Annotated in this window: 23 protein-coding genes and 1 tRNA gene; 11 read left to right on the plus strand and 13 right to left on the minus strand. The window is 64.0% G+C overall.

What is annotated here, in order from left to right:
* Positions 1-318 precede the first annotated feature (318 nt).
* Positions 319-585: a hypothetical protein gene (locus BLT65_RS12825; protein WP_036004896.1), complete on the plus strand. Its 267-nt coding sequence runs from the start codon at positions 319-321 to the stop codon at positions 583-585.
* A gap of 336 nt (positions 586-921) precedes the next feature.
* Here BLT65_RS12825 and BLT65_RS12830 read toward each other — a convergent pair whose 3' ends face one another.
* Positions 922-1,173, minus strand: coding sequence for a hypothetical protein (locus tag BLT65_RS12830; RefSeq protein ID WP_007588019.1), 252 nt, complete (start codon positions 1,171-1,173; stop codon positions 922-924).
* 59 nt (positions 1,174-1,232) lie between these two features.
* Positions 1,233-1,433 carry a hypothetical protein gene (locus BLT65_RS12835; RefSeq protein ID WP_091778199.1) on the minus strand — a complete coding sequence of 67 codons (201 nt, stop codon included), beginning with the start codon at positions 1,431-1,433 and terminating at the stop codon, positions 1,233-1,235.
* A gap of 218 nt (positions 1,434-1,651) precedes the next feature.
* Here BLT65_RS12835 and BLT65_RS12840 point away from each other — a divergent pair, with 218 nt between their 5' ends.
* Positions 1,652-1,915: a hypothetical protein gene (locus tag BLT65_RS12840; protein WP_244186490.1), complete on the plus strand. Its 264-nt coding sequence runs from the start codon at positions 1,652-1,654 to the stop codon at positions 1,913-1,915.
* Between the two features lie 66 nt (positions 1,916-1,981).
* Here the strand turns inward: BLT65_RS12840 and BLT65_RS12845 are convergent, their stop codons facing one another.
* From BLT65_RS12845 to ssuD, 4 genes are read right to left on the minus strand one after another with little or no spacing between them, the layout of a single operon-like run.
* Positions 1,982-2,197: a TOBE domain-containing protein gene (locus tag BLT65_RS12845; protein WP_007588023.1), complete on the minus strand. Its 216-nt coding sequence runs from the start codon at positions 2,195-2,197 to the stop codon at positions 1,982-1,984.
* A 45-nt stretch (positions 2,198-2,242) separates the two neighbouring features.
* The gene (locus tag BLT65_RS12850; RefSeq protein WP_091778203.1) at positions 2,243-3,154 is read right to left on the minus strand and encodes an ATP-binding cassette domain-containing protein; all 912 of its coding nucleotides are present in this window, start codon (positions 3,152-3,154) and stop codon (positions 2,243-2,245) included.
* The gene (gene ssuC, locus BLT65_RS12855) at positions 3,151-3,981 is read right to left on the minus strand and encodes an aliphatic sulfonate ABC transporter permease SsuC (RefSeq protein WP_091778205.1); all 831 of its coding nucleotides are present in this window, start codon (positions 3,979-3,981) and stop codon (positions 3,151-3,153) included. Before ssuC ends, BLT65_RS12850 begins: the two co-directional genes overlap by 4 nt.
* Positions 3,982-4,039: 58 nt before the next feature.
* Positions 4,040-5,203, minus strand: a complete 1,164-nt coding sequence (ssuD, locus tag BLT65_RS12860) for an FMNH2-dependent alkanesulfonate monooxygenase (protein ID WP_091778207.1) — start codon at positions 5,201-5,203, stop codon at positions 4,040-4,042.
* A gap of 598 nt (positions 5,204-5,801) precedes the next feature.
* On the opposite strand from ssuD, the gene BLT65_RS12865 reads away from it, so the two are divergent.
* Positions 5,802-6,221: a hypothetical protein gene (locus BLT65_RS12865; RefSeq protein ID WP_007588029.1), complete on the plus strand. Its 420-nt coding sequence runs from the start codon at positions 5,802-5,804 to the stop codon at positions 6,219-6,221.
* A 30-nt stretch (positions 6,222-6,251) separates the two neighbouring features.
* Here the strand turns inward: BLT65_RS12865 and BLT65_RS12870 are convergent, their stop codons facing one another.
* Positions 6,252-7,382: an enoyl-CoA hydratase/isomerase family protein gene (locus tag BLT65_RS12870; RefSeq protein WP_091778210.1), complete on the minus strand. Its 1,131-nt coding sequence runs from the start codon at positions 7,380-7,382 to the stop codon at positions 6,252-6,254.
* 102 nt (positions 7,383-7,484) lie between these two features.
* The gene (locus BLT65_RS12875) at positions 7,485-8,234 is read right to left on the minus strand and encodes a TetR/AcrR family transcriptional regulator (protein ID WP_091778212.1); all 750 of its coding nucleotides are present in this window, start codon (positions 8,232-8,234) and stop codon (positions 7,485-7,487) included.
* A gap of 129 nt (positions 8,235-8,363) precedes the next feature.
* On the opposite strand from BLT65_RS12875, the gene BLT65_RS12880 reads away from it, so the two are divergent.
* On the plus strand, positions 8,364-9,347 hold the full coding sequence (locus BLT65_RS12880) for an NAD-dependent epimerase/dehydratase family protein (RefSeq protein WP_091778214.1): 984 nt from the start codon (positions 8,364-8,366) through the stop codon (positions 9,345-9,347).
* 36 nt (positions 9,348-9,383) lie between these two features.
* Here the strand turns inward: BLT65_RS12880 and BLT65_RS12885 are convergent, their stop codons facing one another.
* Together BLT65_RS12885 and BLT65_RS12890 are read right to left on the minus strand one after the other, a co-directional pair.
* On the minus strand, positions 9,384-9,671 hold the full coding sequence (locus BLT65_RS12885; RefSeq protein WP_007588040.1) for a DUF1488 family protein: 288 nt from the start codon (positions 9,669-9,671) through the stop codon (positions 9,384-9,386).
* A gap of 221 nt (positions 9,672-9,892) precedes the next feature.
* Positions 9,893-10,168, minus strand: coding sequence for a hypothetical protein (locus BLT65_RS12890; protein WP_091778216.1), 276 nt, complete (start codon positions 10,166-10,168; stop codon positions 9,893-9,895).
* A 161-nt stretch (positions 10,169-10,329) separates the two neighbouring features.
* Here BLT65_RS12890 and BLT65_RS12895 point away from each other — a divergent pair, with 161 nt between their 5' ends.
* Both BLT65_RS12895 and BLT65_RS12900 read left to right on the plus strand, forming a co-directional pair.
* A complete protein-coding gene (locus BLT65_RS12895) occupies positions 10,330-10,554 on the plus strand; it encodes a hypothetical protein (protein WP_091778218.1) in 225 nt (74 codons plus the stop codon).
* Between the two features lie 150 nt (positions 10,555-10,704).
* Positions 10,705-11,058, plus strand: coding sequence for a hypothetical protein (locus BLT65_RS12900; protein ID WP_091778221.1), 354 nt, complete (start codon positions 10,705-10,707; stop codon positions 11,056-11,058).
* Positions 11,059-11,085: 27 nt separating this feature from the next.
* Here BLT65_RS12900 and BLT65_RS12905 read toward each other — a convergent pair whose 3' ends face one another.
* Together BLT65_RS12905 and BLT65_RS12910 are read right to left on the minus strand one after the other, a co-directional pair.
* Positions 11,086-11,424, minus strand: coding sequence for a DMT family transporter (locus BLT65_RS12905; RefSeq protein WP_007588046.1), 339 nt, complete (start codon positions 11,422-11,424; stop codon positions 11,086-11,088).
* Positions 11,425-11,427: 3 nt separating this feature from the next.
* Entirely contained in the window at positions 11,428-11,925 is a 498-nt protein-coding gene (locus BLT65_RS12910; RefSeq protein ID WP_091778223.1) for a heme-degrading domain-containing protein, read from the minus strand.
* Between the two features lie 257 nt (positions 11,926-12,182).
* On the opposite strand from BLT65_RS12910, the gene BLT65_RS12915 reads away from it, so the two are divergent.
* The 5 genes from BLT65_RS12915 (at position 12,183) to BLT65_RS12935 (ending at position 15,904) form a co-directional block, all read left to right on the plus strand.
* Positions 12,183-12,259: transfer RNA gene (locus tag BLT65_RS12915), tRNA-Met, on the plus strand.
* A gap of 201 nt (positions 12,260-12,460) precedes the next feature.
* Positions 12,461-13,006, plus strand: coding sequence for an NUDIX hydrolase (locus BLT65_RS12920; protein ID WP_007737311.1), 546 nt, complete (start codon positions 12,461-12,463; stop codon positions 13,004-13,006).
* A 19-nt stretch (positions 13,007-13,025) separates the two neighbouring features.
* Complete coding sequence (aat, locus tag BLT65_RS12925) at positions 13,026-13,763, plus strand: leucyl/phenylalanyl-tRNA--protein transferase (RefSeq protein ID WP_091778225.1); 738 nt, start codon at positions 13,026-13,028, stop codon at positions 13,761-13,763.
* 135 nt (positions 13,764-13,898) lie between these two features.
* Positions 13,899-14,738: an arginyltransferase gene (locus tag BLT65_RS12930; protein ID WP_091778227.1), complete on the plus strand. Its 840-nt coding sequence runs from the start codon at positions 13,899-13,901 to the stop codon at positions 14,736-14,738.
* A 131-nt stretch (positions 14,739-14,869) separates the two neighbouring features.
* The gene (locus BLT65_RS12935) at positions 14,870-15,904 is read left to right on the plus strand and encodes a quinone-dependent dihydroorotate dehydrogenase (RefSeq protein WP_042310092.1); all 1,035 of its coding nucleotides are present in this window, start codon (positions 14,870-14,872) and stop codon (positions 15,902-15,904) included.
* 41 nt (positions 15,905-15,945) lie between these two features.
* On the opposite strand, the gene lepB is transcribed toward BLT65_RS12935, so the two are convergent.
* On the minus strand, positions 15,946-16,635 hold the full coding sequence (lepB, locus tag BLT65_RS12940; RefSeq protein WP_091778599.1) for a signal peptidase I: 690 nt from the start codon (positions 16,633-16,635) through the stop codon (positions 15,946-15,948).
* Positions 16,636-16,644 lie beyond the last annotated feature (9 nt).

Below are 16,644 nucleotides of genomic sequence, written 5' to 3' on the forward strand. Positions count from 1 at the left end.
CAGCGTGAATTCAGCCCGCAATTTTACCGCAAGCGCGCCCCGAACCCCTCGTTTTGCGCCGCAACAACCCCGGAAGCCCATGATTTACATAAGGTTTTTCAAGCCGTAACGCCCCGCTTATAGGGGCGCATACGCGGCAAAACCCCGCCCAGCGTGCCTCCCAGCATTGTTTCGAATCTCAGAATAGTAATTTCAAATTATCGGCACAAAAAACCGATAGTAGGGGTATACACTGGCTTCCATCGACGTTGCGAACAGACCGCTGCAAAGCAAAGACCGCAACGTCTTACTGAATCAAAACATTACGGAGAGTTCACCATGAAGACCAAGCTTATCGCCGCAGTTCTGATCGCCGCTTCCGCTACCCTGGCAGCTCCCGCTTTCGCAAGCGGCTACGGTCCGGCTCCGCACTACAACCCGACGGTTGGCGCACCGGCATCGCAACAAGGCCAGAACACGGAAACGCTGGCAGCTGAAGCGCAACAAGCCAATGCAAACGCCTACGGCGGCGTGCAAAACGGTTCGTCGCAAGCTGGCAAGCATGAGCCCGTGACGGGTCCGGGTTCGGTGTTCTTCGGCCACTAAGCCGAAACAGGACCAGAAGCAAACAGCAGCTTTCGTAGCAGGCAGTACCCAGCAGTATCGAGCAGCACTGGTAGCACGCAGTACTTGCAGTTGAAGTCGTTGTAGAAGTGGCAGCAGGTAATCTTGAAGTTGCAGTTCCAGATGTAGCAGTACCGCAATCAAAGCTTGACCGTAGTAAAGCAGTACCGTTGATGGCGAAGTAGCAGTATCTGGAAGTACCAGTAGTTGGAAGTTGCCGTACCCTGGCAGTACCACGCAGTCTGTTGTTGCAGGTGTAGTTCAGCCGGATGTTCTTCTCAGAGCATCCGGCTTTATTTTTTGCGCTGTGTAAAACGACTATCCGCCTGCGGCCAGCAGTTCGACATCGATGGCTTCGCGCGCTGCCCGGAAGCCCGCTTCGGCCGCCGCGTGCTCCGTCGGCCAGAAGCCGTCGATTGGCACAAGCCGCCAGTCCAGCATCACCGCATCGTCCTTCAGTATGCGGAAGTGCGCCTTGACGCCCGTCAGCACCTGCTCGACGCAGACCTCCATCTCGAACTCCTTGTAGCGCTCCTGGTAGTCGCCCATGTCAATGCCTTTCGGCTCCATCGCGCGTCCCTCCGTCTCAGGTTGCTCGTCAGGGTCAGTCAGCGGGCTCAATCACCGGATCAGTCGCAATCGCCGGACAGATACTTCCTGCCGTCGCAGGTGATTTCGACGCCCGTGCCCTTCCCCGTTTTCGCCACCAGCCCAGCGCCCAGCAACTCTTTCTCGACGACGGCCTCGACGGCAGGCGCCGCCTGCCCGGTTCCGATGTCGTTCAGTTGCCGCAAGGTATCGATTGCACCCGCACTCAAGGACTTCGTCATCGCAGCCTCCACATTCGTTGGCGGCGCGCCGCCCGTATGGCAATGCGCCAGTCGATGCTGAATTCATGCTAGCACTTCCAGCCAGGATTGCCGGGACGGGACGCGGTGCGCCCCCGCACCCCGCTATCCGACGCAGAAGAAACGCGCGTCCCGCAGGGGCTGGCACGCGCCTAGCGAAAGGAGAGAAAAACCGCAGGGAGAACCCAATGATTGCGACGATGATGAAACTCAGACGTCACGCATGGGCGTCGATAGGAAGCGCCGCCGTGCTGGCGGCATCGGCGGGTGTCGCGCAGTTGGTGTGGGGCCAGACCGCCGCGCCGCAAACGGGCGGCACGCCGATGGTGAAACCGCCGCCCGCGGCGGCCTCGGGCGCGGCGAGCGCGACCAATCCTGACAACATGCCCGTCAAGAAGCCACGCAAGGCGCCCGATGACGACATGTCAGTTCACCCGCCCGCCAGCGCGACGAACGCGAAATAGCGGGCAGCGTGTGAACCTGCGACGCGCGGCGGTTCAGCGACCGCCGCGAATCAAGCGTAAAGCGCGTTACAGGCGCGCAATCGATACCTCCGTCGACTTGACGAGCGCGACCACTTCCGCGCCGACCTTCAGTTCGAGTTCGTCGATCGAGCGCGTCGTGATAACCGACGTGACGACGCCGAACGGCGTATCGACATCGACTTCGGACACGACGGGTCCGCGGATGATTTCCTTCACTTTGCCTTTGAACTGGTTGCGTACGTTAATCGCGGAAATGCTCATATCGGATAGCTCCGGTGGGTCGATGAAAAAGTATCCAGCCAGCGTTCAAACTGCCCAGCGGATATCGCGTGCATGCACGGTGCGGGCTTCCTGAGGTGCGGGTTCGTCGGTTGCGCGTGTCTTCATCACACGCTGCAACACGCGCTCTTCGAGTTGCGCGAATGCCGCCGTCGCCCGCTCGCGCGGCCGCGCGAGCGGCACGGCTTGATCAAGCGCGATCCTGCCCTCCTCGATCAGCAGAATGCGATCGGCGAGCGCGACGGCTTCCTGTACGTCGTGCGTGACGAGCAGCGCGGTGAAACGGTGCTCACGCCACAAGCGCTCGATCAGCGCGTGCATTTCGATGCGCGTCAACGCGTCTAACGCGCCGAGCGGCTCGTCGAGCAGCAGCAATTGCGGCCGATGCACGAGCGCGCGCGCCAGCGCGACGCGCTGCCGCTGGCCTCCCGACAGCTGCGCGGGCCAGTCGTTCGCGCGTTCGAGCAAGCCGACTTCGTCGAGCACCGCGCGCGCTTTGTCCCGCGATGAACGGCCGAGTCCTAGCATCACGTTCTGCAGCACGGTCTTCCACGGCAGCAAGCGCGCGTCCTGGAACATGATCCGTGTGTCGAAGGGTTGCGAGCCGTCGGCGTGTTTGTCGAGCGTGCCCGAGGTCGGCGCTTCGAGACCCGCGATCAGCCGCAGCAACGTCGACTTGCCGCACCCGCTGCGTCCGACGATCGACACGAAACTGCCGCGCTCGATCGACAGATCGAAGTCCGTGAGCACCGCGCGCTCGCCGTAGCGCTTGCCGACGCCGCGCAATTCGACCGAAATATCGTGCTTTTCACGAGCAATCTCGCGCAGCGCGGGTGCTTGCGTCGACGGCAGCTCATGCGTGCCCAGTTGCCGAAGCTCGGCCTCGAGATCCGCGCCCGTGATCCCGCCCATCAATACGGACAATGTGCTTGCACTCATGCTTTCGTACCTCGTTGATAGGCGGGATGCCAGCGCAGCGACACGCGTTCGAGCCCTTTCGCGAGCATGTCGGCGAGCTTGCCGAGCGCCGCATACAGCAGAATCCCGACCACCACCACATCCGTTTGCAGAAACTCGCGTGCGTTCATAGTCATGTAGCCGATACCCGATTGCGCGGAGATCGTTTCCGCGACGATCAGCGTGACCCACATCAGCCCGAACGCGAAACGCACGCCCACGAGAATCGACGGCAGCGCGCCCGGCAGGATCACGTCGCGATACAGCGCGAAACCCTTCACGCCGTAGCTGCGCGCCATTTCGATCAGATTGGCGTCGACGGAACGGATGCCGTGGTACGTGTTCACGTAGATCGGGAAGAACACGCCCAGCGACACCAGAAACACCTTCGCCTCTTCCTCGATACCGAACCAGAGGATCACGAGCGGAATCATCGCGAGCGCGGGGATATTGCGGATCATCTGCACAGTCGTGTCGAGCGCGATATCGACGGGCCGGAACAGACCTGTCGCCAGCCCGAGCACGAAACCAATGCCGCCGCCGATCGCGAAGCCCGACACCGCGCGCCACGTGCTGACCTTCACGTCCGCCCACATTTCGCCCGATTGGATCAGCGACCACGCGGCCTTCACAACGGCGAGCGGCTCGGGCAGCACGCGCGTCGACAGCACGCCGCTGCGCGCGGCGAATTCCCACGCAAGCAGGATCACGAGCGGCACGATCCACGGCGCGAGCCTGAGCGCGAGCAGCCCGAGATTCAGGCGCGCGAGATTGAAACCCGCAGCACGGTTGCCAGAAACAGTCGACATAAACCAGCACTCCTTTCATGAAGCGACGCGTCGTTGCGCATCGCCTCCGGACAACGAATCAGCTTTGCGACGCCTTCGGCGCATAGTTGTTGCCGACGATCTCGCCGAACGGCCCCGACAGCGGAAGGCTGCTGCTCACCGCCGCCTGCTGCCGCCCCGGCAGCAGCGGGAACACAAGTTCTGCGAAGCGATACGACTCTTCGAGGTGCGGATAGCCGGACAGAATGAACGTCTCAATGCCGAGATCCGCGTATTCCTGCATGCGCGCCGCGACCTGCTCCGGGCTGCCGACGAGCGCCGTGCCCGCGCCGCCACGCACGAGCCCCACGCCCGCCCACAGATTCGGATACACCTCGAGATCCTGACGCGAGCCGCGCTTACCGCCGTGCAGCGCAGCCATGCGCCGCTGGCCTTCCGAATCCATCTTCGAGAACGACGCCTGCGCGCGTGCGACCGTGTCGTCGTCGAGCTTGCTGATGAGCTTGTCGGCGGCTGCCCACGCTTCGTCTTCCGTCTCGCGCACGATCACATGCAGGCGAATGCCGAACTTGATCTTGCGGCCGTGCTGCGCGGCGCGCGCGCGGATGTCGGCGACCTTCTTCGCGACCGCCTCAGGCGGCTCGCCCCATGTCAGATACGTGTCGATGTGCTCGCCCGCCATCTCGTGCGCCGCCGGCGACGAGCCGCCGAACCACAGTGGCGGATGCGGGTCCTGCACGGGCGGATACAGCACCTTGCCGCCCTTCGAAGTCAGATGCTTGCCGATGAAATCGAAGCTCTCGCCCTGATGCGCGCTGGCCAGCAGGCCGCGCCAGATGCGCAGGAATTCGTCGGTGATTTCGTAGCGCGTGTCGTGATCGACGAACAGCCCGTCGCCTTCGAGTTCGGCGGCATCGCCGCCCGTCACGACGTTGATCAGCAGACGTCCGCCCGACAGCCGGTCGAAGGTCGACGCCATGCGCGCCGACAATCCCGGCGACGAGATCCCCGGACGGATCGCGACGAGAAACTTCAGGCGCCTGGTGGCGGGAATCAGGCTCGACGCGACGACCCATGCGTCTTCGCACGAGCGGCCCGTCGGCAGCAGCACGCCCTCGTAGCCGAGCGTATCGGCTGCGACGGCGATCTGCCGGAAGTAGTCATAGTCGGCTGCACGCGCGCCTTGCGACGTGCCGAGATAGCGGCTGTCGCCGTGAGTCGGAATGAACCAGAACACATTCATCTGCAGTTCCTGCCTTGTTCGTCTGATGTCTTAGGGATGACGGGATGCGTTGCGTGCGGGCGCATGCGAAAGGCGTGACACGCCCTGCCACGCACGCGCAGCGCATCGAAAACGGGTGATTGAAGAAGACCGCGTCAGCGGCGACAGCGAGGCGGCCTGCCCGGCAGGCCGGGATCGCGCGCCGCGGACGGCGCAGCCGGGCAAGCGCGAATGGGCATCGGATGGGACATCGCGACGGGTTCTCTCAAGTGAATCGATGTGATCGGCGCACGCAGCGCGCGGCACCCAATGTGCGCGATGCGTGTCGCGGCGGCGTCGCACTGCTCACTCACGCTTCATGCGTGCTTCATACGTACGTGCTGCGCCGCCTGCATGGGAAAACAGTCTATGGACCGCGCTCTTTCTTTTGAACGATTTTTTTGAGCTTAGGTTTTCCACTTTCGTGCTTTACCTGACGCTGCAGCATACGTCACGCACGCGAACCGTCCGCCAGCGCACCTGATCCGCGCCGCGCAACCCATATAATGGCGCTCGTTCCGATCAACCTGCGCGGGCGTTGCGCAAAGTCAATGACGCCCCGCGACTGTCGCTGTCAAGCATGCAAAAAATCATCCTGCCGTTCGTGTCCGGCTTTCTGGCGTCGCTGTTCTTTCATGAGTCGACGCTCGCGCTCCTGCACGCCGCCGGCCTCATCGACCCGACGGGGTTCTCGACCGCGCCGTTCGTGCCCGTCGGGCTGCCGGAGTTCATCGCCAACGCAATCTGGAGTTCGGTGTGGGGCGTACTGATGGCGTGGCTGTTGCGCGTATCGCCTGAGCGGCCGGCGCCATGGGTTCAGGCGTTCGTGTTCGGCGGCATCGTGCTGACGGCGGCTGGCGTGTTCGTCGTCGATCCCCTGCGCGGCATCTGGCCGACGGGCAACATGCTGCCGCGCCTTGCGCTCGGCTTCGCGTCGAATGCGATGTGGGGCTGGGGCGCGCTCGTTTTCATGCGCGCCTTCATGGCGAGCGAGGACTAAGGCCGCCCGCTCGTTGCTTCGTGTTCTGCTTCAGCCCTGCAGGTCGCGCAGCGGATGCTCGTTCGCGGACCACGGGCTGTCGAACATCTTCTCGACATCCGCGCGCGTCACGTCCTCGATACGCGCAAAGCGCCACTGCGGCTTGTTGTCTTTATCGATGATGCGCGCGCGGATGCCTTCCGGCGCGTCGCCGCGTTCGAACGACGAGCGCGTCAGATCCAGATCGCGGCGCAGGCATTCAGCCATCGTGCCTTCGGCGCGCGTGACCACTTCCAGCGCAATGGCCATCGACAGCGGCGAGCGCTCACGCAGCACGGCGCCCGTCTGCTCGGCCCAGTCGGCGTAGTTGCAATCGCCTTCGCGATCGAGCGACTGGATGATCTGCACGATGTCCGGCAGCGCGAAGTGCCGGTCGATTGATGTGCGCGCGTCGGCGAGCGGCGATGTGTCGGGCGTCGGCACGATCTTGTGCGATTGCGCTTCGCGCAGCACGGCCGCGACGACGTCGGCGCCCTGCTCGAATGACGCCGTCTTCAGGCGGTCGATCAGTGAGGGAATCGCCTGATCGGGCAGCCAGGCGTCGGCGAGACCTGCGTAGAGCGCGTCGGCCGGGCCGATCGTCTCGCCCGTCACAGCAAGATAGCGGCCGATCGCGCCCGGCGTGCGCGCGAGAAACCAGCCCGCGCCGACATCGGGAAACAGGCCGATGCGCGATTCCGGCATCGCCATGCGGGTGGTCGACGTCACGACGCGCAAACCGCCCGTGCGATGCGCGCCCTGCGAAATGCCCATGCCACCGCCCATCACGATGCCGTTCATGAACGCGATGTACGGCTTCGTGTACGTGAAGATGGCGTGATCGAGCCGGTATTCGTCGATGAAGAACGTGTCCACGGCATCGCCGTCGCCACGGCGGAATGATTCATACAGGTAACGGATGTCGCCGCCCGCGCAGAACGCGCGCTCGCTCGTGCTGCGCACGACGACGGCCAGCACGTCGGGATCTTCGCGCCATTCGTCGAGTGCCACATGCATCGCGCGCATCATGTCCAGCGACAGCGCGTTGAGCGCCTTCGGCCGGTTCAGTTCGATGAAGCCAATGCGATTGGCGACATAGGCGATCAGCTCATCGGAGCCGCGGGGCGATTCGGGTATCGACATGGTGTGGGCGTGAAGCGGTTGAATGGGCGTGCGACGCAAACGGTAGCACGCGTATCGGACTTCTTCAGTGAAACCGGCAGGCGTGGATGCGCCGGCGTGGCCTTATGCGGCTTTCGGTTTCGATGACGCGGCACGCCGCGGCTTTGACAGCTTGTCGGCGTGCTGCGTCTGAGCAGTCGGTGCGCCCTCGCCTGACGCTTCGTCGCTATTCGCCGCTGTTTTCGCGTCGCCCGCTCCGAACCACGCGACGAGCGCTGCGTCCACCACGGCATCGAGCGGCGCGCGCGGAAACACGGGGCACGTCAGATGCAATGCGACGATGCCGTGCATCGTCGCCCAGAACGCCTCGGCGCACACCTGGCTATCGGGCGCGCCCGGCAGACGGCCGTCTGCCTTGAGTGCATCGATCGATTCGATCATCAGACGGAAGGCTTTATCGTCTGCATGGTCGGGGTCGCTGCCCTCATCCGCACCCGTCTCGCCGCCGAGCGCGGCGCCCGTATACGACGGGTCTTCCATGAAGATCAGCCGGTACGTTTCCGGATGCGCGACACCGAACGCGACATACGCGCGACCGAACGCCTTGAGCCGTTCGGCGGCATCGGCGATGGCCGTCAACGGCTCGAAACTGGCGAGCAGTTGCGCGTAGCCCTCCGCGCACAGCGCGCGCGCAATCGCATCGCGGCTTTCGAAATGCAGATACAGCGTGGCCGGCGAGTATTCGATTGCATCGGCGATCTTGCGCATCGACAGCGCGCCAAAGCCCTCGCGCATGACGATGCGCCGCGCGGCGTCGAGGATGCGCGTGCGCAGTTCCTGTTTCTGACGAGTCTTTCTTTCGGCGATTCCCATGACGCCGATTTTCCGGTTGACAAACTGAAAAGTCAATTTAAACTGAACATCGTTCAGTGAACAGTGTTCAGTAAATTTCTTGCGCTCAGTTTCAACTGATAGAACGGGGCGCCGTCGACGGGAGATGTCATGGAAAACGCAGCACAGATCGGGCTGTTCGGCGCGGCGGGCGCCGCCGGACGCAGCATCGCCCACGCGCTCAGCGCGGCGGGCCGGCGCTATCGGGTGATCGGACGCGGGCAGCAGGCGCTACAGGCGTCGTTCGGTCACGATCCTCTCGCGCAAGTCGCCACGTGGAATCCGGACGATCCCGCCACGATCGCCGCCGCGGCCGCCGGCTTGCAGACCGCCGTGTATCTCGTCGGTGTGCCGTATCACCAGTTCGAACAGCATCCCGTGCTTATGCAAAAGACGCTCGACGGACTGCGCGCGGCCGGAGTGCAGCGCCTGATCCTGATCGGCACCGTGTATCCGTACGGGCGCGCGCGCAGCACACCCGTCACCGAGTCGCATCCGCGCGAGCCGCATACGTTCAAAGGCAAGATGCGGCTCGCGCAGGAAAATCTCGTGATCGACGCGCATGGCCACGACGGGCTCGAAACGCTCGTGCTGCGACTGCCCGACTTCTATGGTCCGGGCGTCGAGCGCAGCTTCCTGCATGGCGTGTTCGAAGGCGCGGCGAAAGGCACACGGGCGCAGATGATCGGCCCGATCGACGTGCCGCATGAGTTCGTGTTCATGCCTGACGTGGGGCCCGTTATCGAACGCCTTTCGCGCACGCCTGAAGCATTCGGCCGCGTGCTGCATCTGGCGGGCGCGGGCACCATCACGCAGCGCGAAATCGTCGAGCGCGCCTACGCGCTCGCGCAGCGCGAACCGAAGCTAATGGTGGCGAACAAGACGATGCTGCGCGTCATGGGTCTCTTCAACCCGCTGCTGCGCGAAATGGTCGAAATGCATTACCTGCTGACGGACCCCGTCGTGCTCGACGACTCGGCGCTGACGAAGCTGATTGGTCCCGTCAGGAAGACATCATATGAAGCGGGCATTGCGCAGTCGCTGGCGGCTGCGCAGCGTGCGGTGCAACAGGCCGCTGGCGCGCAGGCGGCGTGACGTACGCCGCCTCGCAAACGCTTCGTGAGGTGCGTTTCAGGTACTGGCGAGATTGCCTGGCGGAAAGTGGCCGCTCTTGAGCAGAACCGGCGTGCCATTGCTGATCAGCAGATGTTCGCGCGCGACGGCTTCGATCCGCTCGCGGCCGGCGTCGAATGCGCGGCGCCAGGCGTCGGTGTCGTTCGCGTCGGCGCCGAAATGATCTTCGAGCGCTTCGACGGAAATCGCGCACGGCACCCGCTCACCGTCGACCAGCGCCGGAAACACCAGCGTCAGATTGAAGTCGCGGTAAGCAGGCGCGTCGGCGGGAAAACGAATCTCCATGGTGACCTCATCGGGAAAATCCGGCGTTCCAGGCGAGTGGCCGCATAGGTGCGCGAGAACCGGCATGCGGACGACTGGCCCAATCAGCGGGCTTAATGGTACTCGTAGCGGCATGCGGCGGTCCAGCATCGGGTATGCCGTGTTTTACCGGGCTTGTCAGCGGCGCGGCGCGCCCGTCCCGTCTTATGCGTGTGCTCGACCGGCGCGCGTAAGGCCACGAATCACTCACCGCCCAGCAGCCGGTCGACATACGCCCGGCCCGCCTTCTCGACGAAGACCAGCGCTTCGTCTTCCGACGCGAAGCGATGCTCGTCGCCGATTTCGATCAGCGTTTCGATCAGGTGCGGATCATCCGGCCCGCGCTCCGACAGACTGACCGCTCCGACATACAGCCCTTCCCGCTCGCCCGCGCGCCGCGCCTGCTCATGCGGCGGCACGAGCCGCGCCGATGCGCTGATGTAATAGCCCCGATAGGGGCCGCTCACCCGCTCTGCCATGTTCACCTCTCGTTCGATGTTGCTGCAATGGAATCGACAGCACGCGGCACGCCACGTGCGATACACGGTAAGTCTGCCCGCCGCGCGATAAGTTCTGCGCGGCCCTCCCAACGCGCGCGCACGGGCGCGCCGCCTGCAATTTCCGGACGAGAACCGACGATATGGGAAAATATTCGCTTCAAGAGCGCGAGATCGCTGAACTGGACGCGGCCAACGCGTGGTTCGCCTACGCGGAAAGTCACGGCATCGACATTCCGAAGGCGATCAGCATCTGGGAGGACGCGGCGACGGAAGCAGGCGCCGAAAGCCGGCGCCTCGTCGGGCAGGCGGGCATCCGCATCGACCTGTCCGAAACGGGACACTTGAGCCTCCGGCCGCAAGCCTGAGGTCTCCAACGTCTCGTCGAGCCACAATGGCCCGCGTCATGTCCGCTATGCGGCACGCCAGCGGTAGCTCGTCGCCCATCTTGGGTGGACGACGCTGGCGGTTCCCGATCGCAGCGCTCGCGTCACAGCTTATTTCTGGAAGGAAACACAATGAAGTCGATCGAACGGCGCGCGCGCCATCCTCTTGTCTCCCACGCGATCCGTGCCGCGGCGCTGCCGCTTGCCGCAATCGCGATTGCGAGCCTTGGCGCATGCGCGTCGTCGAACGAAACGAAGCTGATCAACCTGCCCAACGGCGAAACCGGCTTCGCGGTCAGCTGCAGCGGCGCGGACGCGAGTTCGAGTTGGGCATCGTGTTACGTGCTGGCGGGCAAGGCGTGCGGCGCGACGGGTTACGACATCGTCTCGAAGGACAACGACGATGGTGGCCTGGCCGGCGGCAGCGTCACGAACGTGGTGTCGGCGAGCGTGAAGAACCGTTCGATGGTGATTCGCTGCAAGTGATCCACTAGCTGTCAGCGCCGCGCGGCGTCAGTGCGCCTGCATCTTCGAAAACAGGTTGAGCACGACGACACCAGCGACGATCAGGCTCAAGCCCGCGACAGCCGCAAGATCCGGCACCTGCCGATACATCACGATCGCGACCAGCGTGATCAGCACGATCCCAACGCCGGACCAGATCGCATACACGATGCCGACGGGCAGGCTCTTCAGCGTCAGCGACAGGCAGTAAAACGAAATGCCGTAGCCGAGCAGCACGACGAGCGCGGGCACGAGCCGCGTGAAGCCTTCCGACGCGCGCAGCGCCGAGGTCGCGATCACTTCGGCGACGATGGCGATGCCGAGCAATGCATAGGGCGGCACACGCATGCGTCAGGCCTTCGCAAGCGCGAGCTTGCTGTAGTCGTGGCCGAGTTGCGCGCACAGCGCCTCGACGACGAGTTCGTGATCTCCACGTTGCGGCAGGCCCGACACCGTCACCGATCCGATTACACCCGCGCCCTTCACGGTCAGCGGAAACGCGCCGCCATGCGATGCGTAATCGGCTTCGGGAAGACTGTGTTTGTCGGCGAGCGTCGCGTTCGACTGTTGCAGCTTCAGCCCGATGGCATACGAGCTGCGGCGGAAATGCGCGACCGTGTTGCCCTTGCGGCGCGCCCAGTTGACGTTGTCCGGCGTCGCGCCTTCCAGCAACGAGAAGAACATGGGCTGGCCGAACGTGCGGATATCGATGGCGATCGCAAGGCCGCGTGCTTTCGCGACCTCATGCAGATACGTGCCGAGTTGCCACGCGGTGTCGGCATCGAAGTGAGGGAAGACAAGCGAGTGTTCCTGCGCAGCGATCGACTGCAAATCGTGAGCGATGTCCATGGCGTGTCGAGAGAGCATTGATGAATGCGGTGCCGCACGTGATATGAAGCTGGGCGCGGCACCGAAGAACGGCGATTCTAGCGCACGTGTCGCGCGCTACGTGGCCATGCTCTCACAGTAACGACGGGCATTCGATGCGCCTTCGAAGCACTTGTCGCGGCAAGCCAGATCACCGTCGCTTTCCACACTTTCATGTCGATTCTTAAAAACCGATTGCATTGAGCATGCGGTTGCCCTATAATCTTTTCTTCGACGGACGCGGGGTGGAGCAGTCTGGCAGCTCGTCGGGCTCATAACCCGAAGGTCGTAGGTTCAAATCCTACCCCCGCAACCAGTACTCACTGGTTATATGTTCCAAGTGTGATCAAGCCGTCGCACCATCAAACCCGCCCATGGCGGGTTTTTTGTTTTGCGGGTCGCCGTTCGCTTCAACACGAAATCATCACGCGCGCGCGACGCTCACGTCGTCCGCCTCCGTCATCGTCACGCCGCTCCCCGGTGATACACTCCCATCACCGTTTCCCATCCCTTTCCTATGAAATTCTGTTCCGTCTGCGGCCACGCAGTGAGCCTGAGCATTCCGCCCGGCGACAACCGTGAGCGCTTCGTCTGCGCGAGCTGCGGCACCGTGCACTATCAGAATCCGCGCAACGTGGTCGGCACCGTTCCCGTCTGGGACGACAAGGTGCTGCTGTGCCGGCGCGCGATCGAACCGCGCTACGGCTACTGGACCCTGCCCGCAGGTTTCATGGAAATGGGCGAGACCACCTCGGAAGCCGCCTCGCGCGAAACACTGGAAGAAGCCGGTGCGCGCGTCGAAGTGCAGAACCTGTACACGCTGCTGAACGTGCCGCACGTGCATCAGGTGCATCTGTTCTATCTCGCGCGGCTGCTCGATCTCGATGTCGAAGCAGGCGAAGAGAGCCTCGAAGTGCGCCTCTTCGAAGAGCACGAAATTCCATGGAACGACATCGCGTTCCCGACCGTCGCGCAAACCTTACGCTTCTTCTTCACCGACCGCGCGTCGGGCAACTACGGTCTGCACACGGGCGACATCTTCCGCTCGCTGCGCGACGGCTGACCACAACGACAGCTGTCGCATGGTTCCCTGGCTAGGCCCCGACGATCCGTTTCCGCCCGTCGAACGCGCGCTGTCCACAGCGAGCGGCGCGCCGGGCCTGCTCGCGGCAAGCGCGGACCTGCTGCCGTCGAGGCTCATCGACGCGTACCGGCGCGGTATTTTTCCGTGGTATTCGGACGGTCAGCCCGTGCTCTGGTGGACACCCGACCCGCGCATGGTCCTGCGTCCACGCGAGTTCAAGATCTCCCCTTCGCTGAAAAAGACACTCAAGCGCGTGCTGCGTGACGACGCGTGGGAAATCCGCGTCGACGCCGATTTCCCCGCCGTGATGCGCGCCTGCGCGCTCGCGCCGCGTCACGGCCAGCGCGGCACCTGGATCACGTCGGACGTGATCGAGGCTTACACGACATTGCACCGCCGGGGCGAAGCGCACAGCATCGAAACGTGGCACGAGGGAAAGCGCGTCGGCGGGTTGTATGGCGTGTCGTTCGGCAAAATGTTCTTCGGCGAATCGATGTTTGCGGACGTCACCGATGCATCGAAAATTGCGCTCTCCGCGCTCGTCTTCCACTTGCGACGTCACGAAATAGAAATGATAGACTGCCAGCAGAACACGTCGCATCTGGCGTCGCTGGGCGGCCGCGAGATCGCGCGCAAGACGTTCGTCGCGCATGTGCGCGCGAACGTCGACGCAGCGCCGATCCCCTGGTCGTTCGACAAGACCGTCGTGCGCGATCTTTTTGCGCCGGCGGCGTGATGCGCAGCGTCGTCGAGGGCCGACGCCGCGTGAACGATGACAATCGCCATGGACGCGTCCGCCGGGCACGCTGCACACTACCGTTGAGCAGCGAGCCGGATTGGCAAATCCGGAAACGCTTCGAGAGCTGCTAACGTGACTCACCCGAATGAGCTGCCGCTTTCACCGCTTTCGGCGCTGCAATTCTATGCAACAGCGCCTTACCCTTGCAGTTATCTGGAAGGGCGCGTCGCGCGCTCGCAAGTTGCGACGCCCAGCCATCTGATCAACTCCGACGTCTATACCGAACTCGTACGCGCAGGCTTTCGCCGCTCGGGCGTGTTCACGTACCGGCCGTACTGTGACGGCTGCCGCGCGTGCGTACCCGTGCGCGTGCCCGTCGAACGCTTCACGCCGAACCGCACGCAGCGGCGGGTGTGGAAACGTCACGGCAACCTGATCGCGACCGTCGCGCCGCTGCATTACGACGAAGAGCACTACGCGCTCTATATGCGCTATCAGTCGGCGCGCCACGCGGGCGGCGGCATGGACCGCGACAGCCGCGACCAGTACGAGCAGTTCCTGTTGCAAAGCCGGATCAATTCGCGCCTCGTCGAATTCCGCGAGCCCGCCAATCCCGGTTACGCGGGCCACCCCGACATGCCCGGCACGCTGCGCATGGTCAGCATGATCGACATCCTCGGCGACGGACTGTCGTCGGTGTACACGTTCTTCGATCCCGACCTGCCGCACACGAGCTTTGGCACCTACAACATCCTGTGGCAGATCGAGCAGGCGCGCAGCCTCAAGCTCCCGCACGTGTATCTCGGCTACTGGATTCGCGAAAGCCCGAAGATGGCTTACAAGGCCAATTTCACGCCGCTCGAAGGGCTTTTCGAGGGCACATGGAAGGTGCTCGACCCCACCGCGCTGGATCTCTCCCCCGTCGATGCCGCGAAAGCGGGCGTGCGTGGCATGCGCGGCGAACGAGGCTGATTGCTCGCGTGGCGTAGCGGATTCGCGGCCGCCCGCGCGTCCCGACGCGCTTCAAAACCGAAACGTCGATAGCCGCCGCGCCGAACCGTTAAAATAGCGGGTTCTCATTTTCAGCCGCCAGGCGCCCCGCCGTGTTCAGTTCCCTCTATCCGCTCGTACGCGCCCAACTCTTCCGCATGGACGCGGAAGACGCCCACCATCTCACCCTGCGCATGCTCGGCGCGGCCGGACGAACCGGACTTGCGGGCGCGCTCGCGCCGCACGTGCCCGATTCGCCGCGCACCGTGATGGGGCTGACGTTCAGGAACCCGGTCGGCCTCGCGGCAGGTCTCGACAAGGATGGCGCGTGTATCGACGGTCTCGCGGCACTCGGTTTCGGCTTCATCGAAGTCGGCACCGTGACGCCGCGCGCGCAGCCGGGCAATCCGCGCCCGCGCATGTTCCGCTTGCCGCAGGCGAATGCCGTGATCAACCGGATGGGCTTCAACAACGCGGGCGTCGACCAGTTCGTGAAGAACGTGCAGGCCGCGCGCTATCGCGGCACGCTCGGGCTGAACATCGGCAAGAACGCCGACACGCCGATCGAGCGCGCCGCCGACGACTACCTGTATTGCCTCGAGCGCGTCTATCCGTTCGCGAGCTACGTGACCGTCAACATCTCGTCGCCGAACACGAAGAACCTGCGCCAGTTGCAAGGCGCGGACGAACTCGACGCGCTGCTCGCCGCGCTGAAGGACAAGCAGCAGCGCCTGGCCGATCTGCACGGCAAGCTCGTGCCGCTCGCGCTGAAGATCGCGCCGGATCTCGACGACGAGCAGATCAAATCGATCGCCGATACGTTGCTGCGTCACCGGTTCGAAGGCGTGATCGCGACCAACACGACGCTCTCGCGCACTGCCGTGCAAGGACTGCCGCACGCCGACGAAGCGGGTGGCCTGTCGGGGCGCCCGGTGTTCGATGCATCGAATGAGGTGATCCGCAAGCTGCGCGTGGAAGTCGGCAGCGAGGTGCCCATCATCGGCGTGGGCGGGATTTTCTCGGGCGCGGACGCGCAGGCGAAACTCGATGCGGGCGCATCGCTCGTGCAGCTCTACACGGGCTTCATCTATCGCGGCCCTGCCCTCGTCGCCGAGTGCGCGCAGGCGCTTGCGAAACGCCGTTCCTGAGCGAAACCGCGTCGCGAACGAACACCGCTAGCGGTGCAACTTCAACGCGCCGCCACCGCATCGAGCGGCGTGCCGAACCGGTCGAAGCGCGGCTTGTAGAAGTGATCCGGGTCGAGTGAAAACGCAACACGGCGCGTGCGGCCCATCAGCTCTTCACGCGGAAAGAAGCCGAAATAGCGTGAATCCGCGCTGTCGTCGCGATTGTCGCCGAGCATCAGATATTCGCCCGCGGGCACCGTCACCGGGTCGAACGAGCGGCGCGGGCTCGGCGCGACTTCCGAGAGCCGCACGACATGCGCGACGCCCGCGAAGCGCTCAGTGAGATAGTCGCCGGGTGAAGCGGCGTCGCCGGGCAGCGGCGCGAGCGCAAGCGGCTGGTAGCTCGCGCGCACGCCGTTCACGTACAGCACGTTGTCGCGCATCGCGACGATATCGCCGGGCAGGCCGATCAGGCGCTTCACGATCAGCTCGTGCGCGGCGGATGAATCGATCGTCACGATGTCGCCGCGCTGCGGGTCATGCAGATGGGCGATCGCAATGTGCGTGAGCGGCACGCGCAGATCGTAAGCCATCTTGTCGACGAGAATGCGGTCACCCTCGCGGATGGTCGGCAGCATCGAGCCGCTCGGCACGACGTTCCAGTCGGCGATCGCGCTGCGAAACAGCACCATCAGAACGATAAACGCGACGAGACTCTTGTACTCGCGCCACAGTCTGGCCAGCATGCGCATCATCGCGCT

Source organism: Paraburkholderia steynii (assembly GCF_900100565.1).
GTDB lineage: Bacteria > Pseudomonadota > Gammaproteobacteria > Burkholderiales > Burkholderiaceae > Paraburkholderia > Paraburkholderia terrae.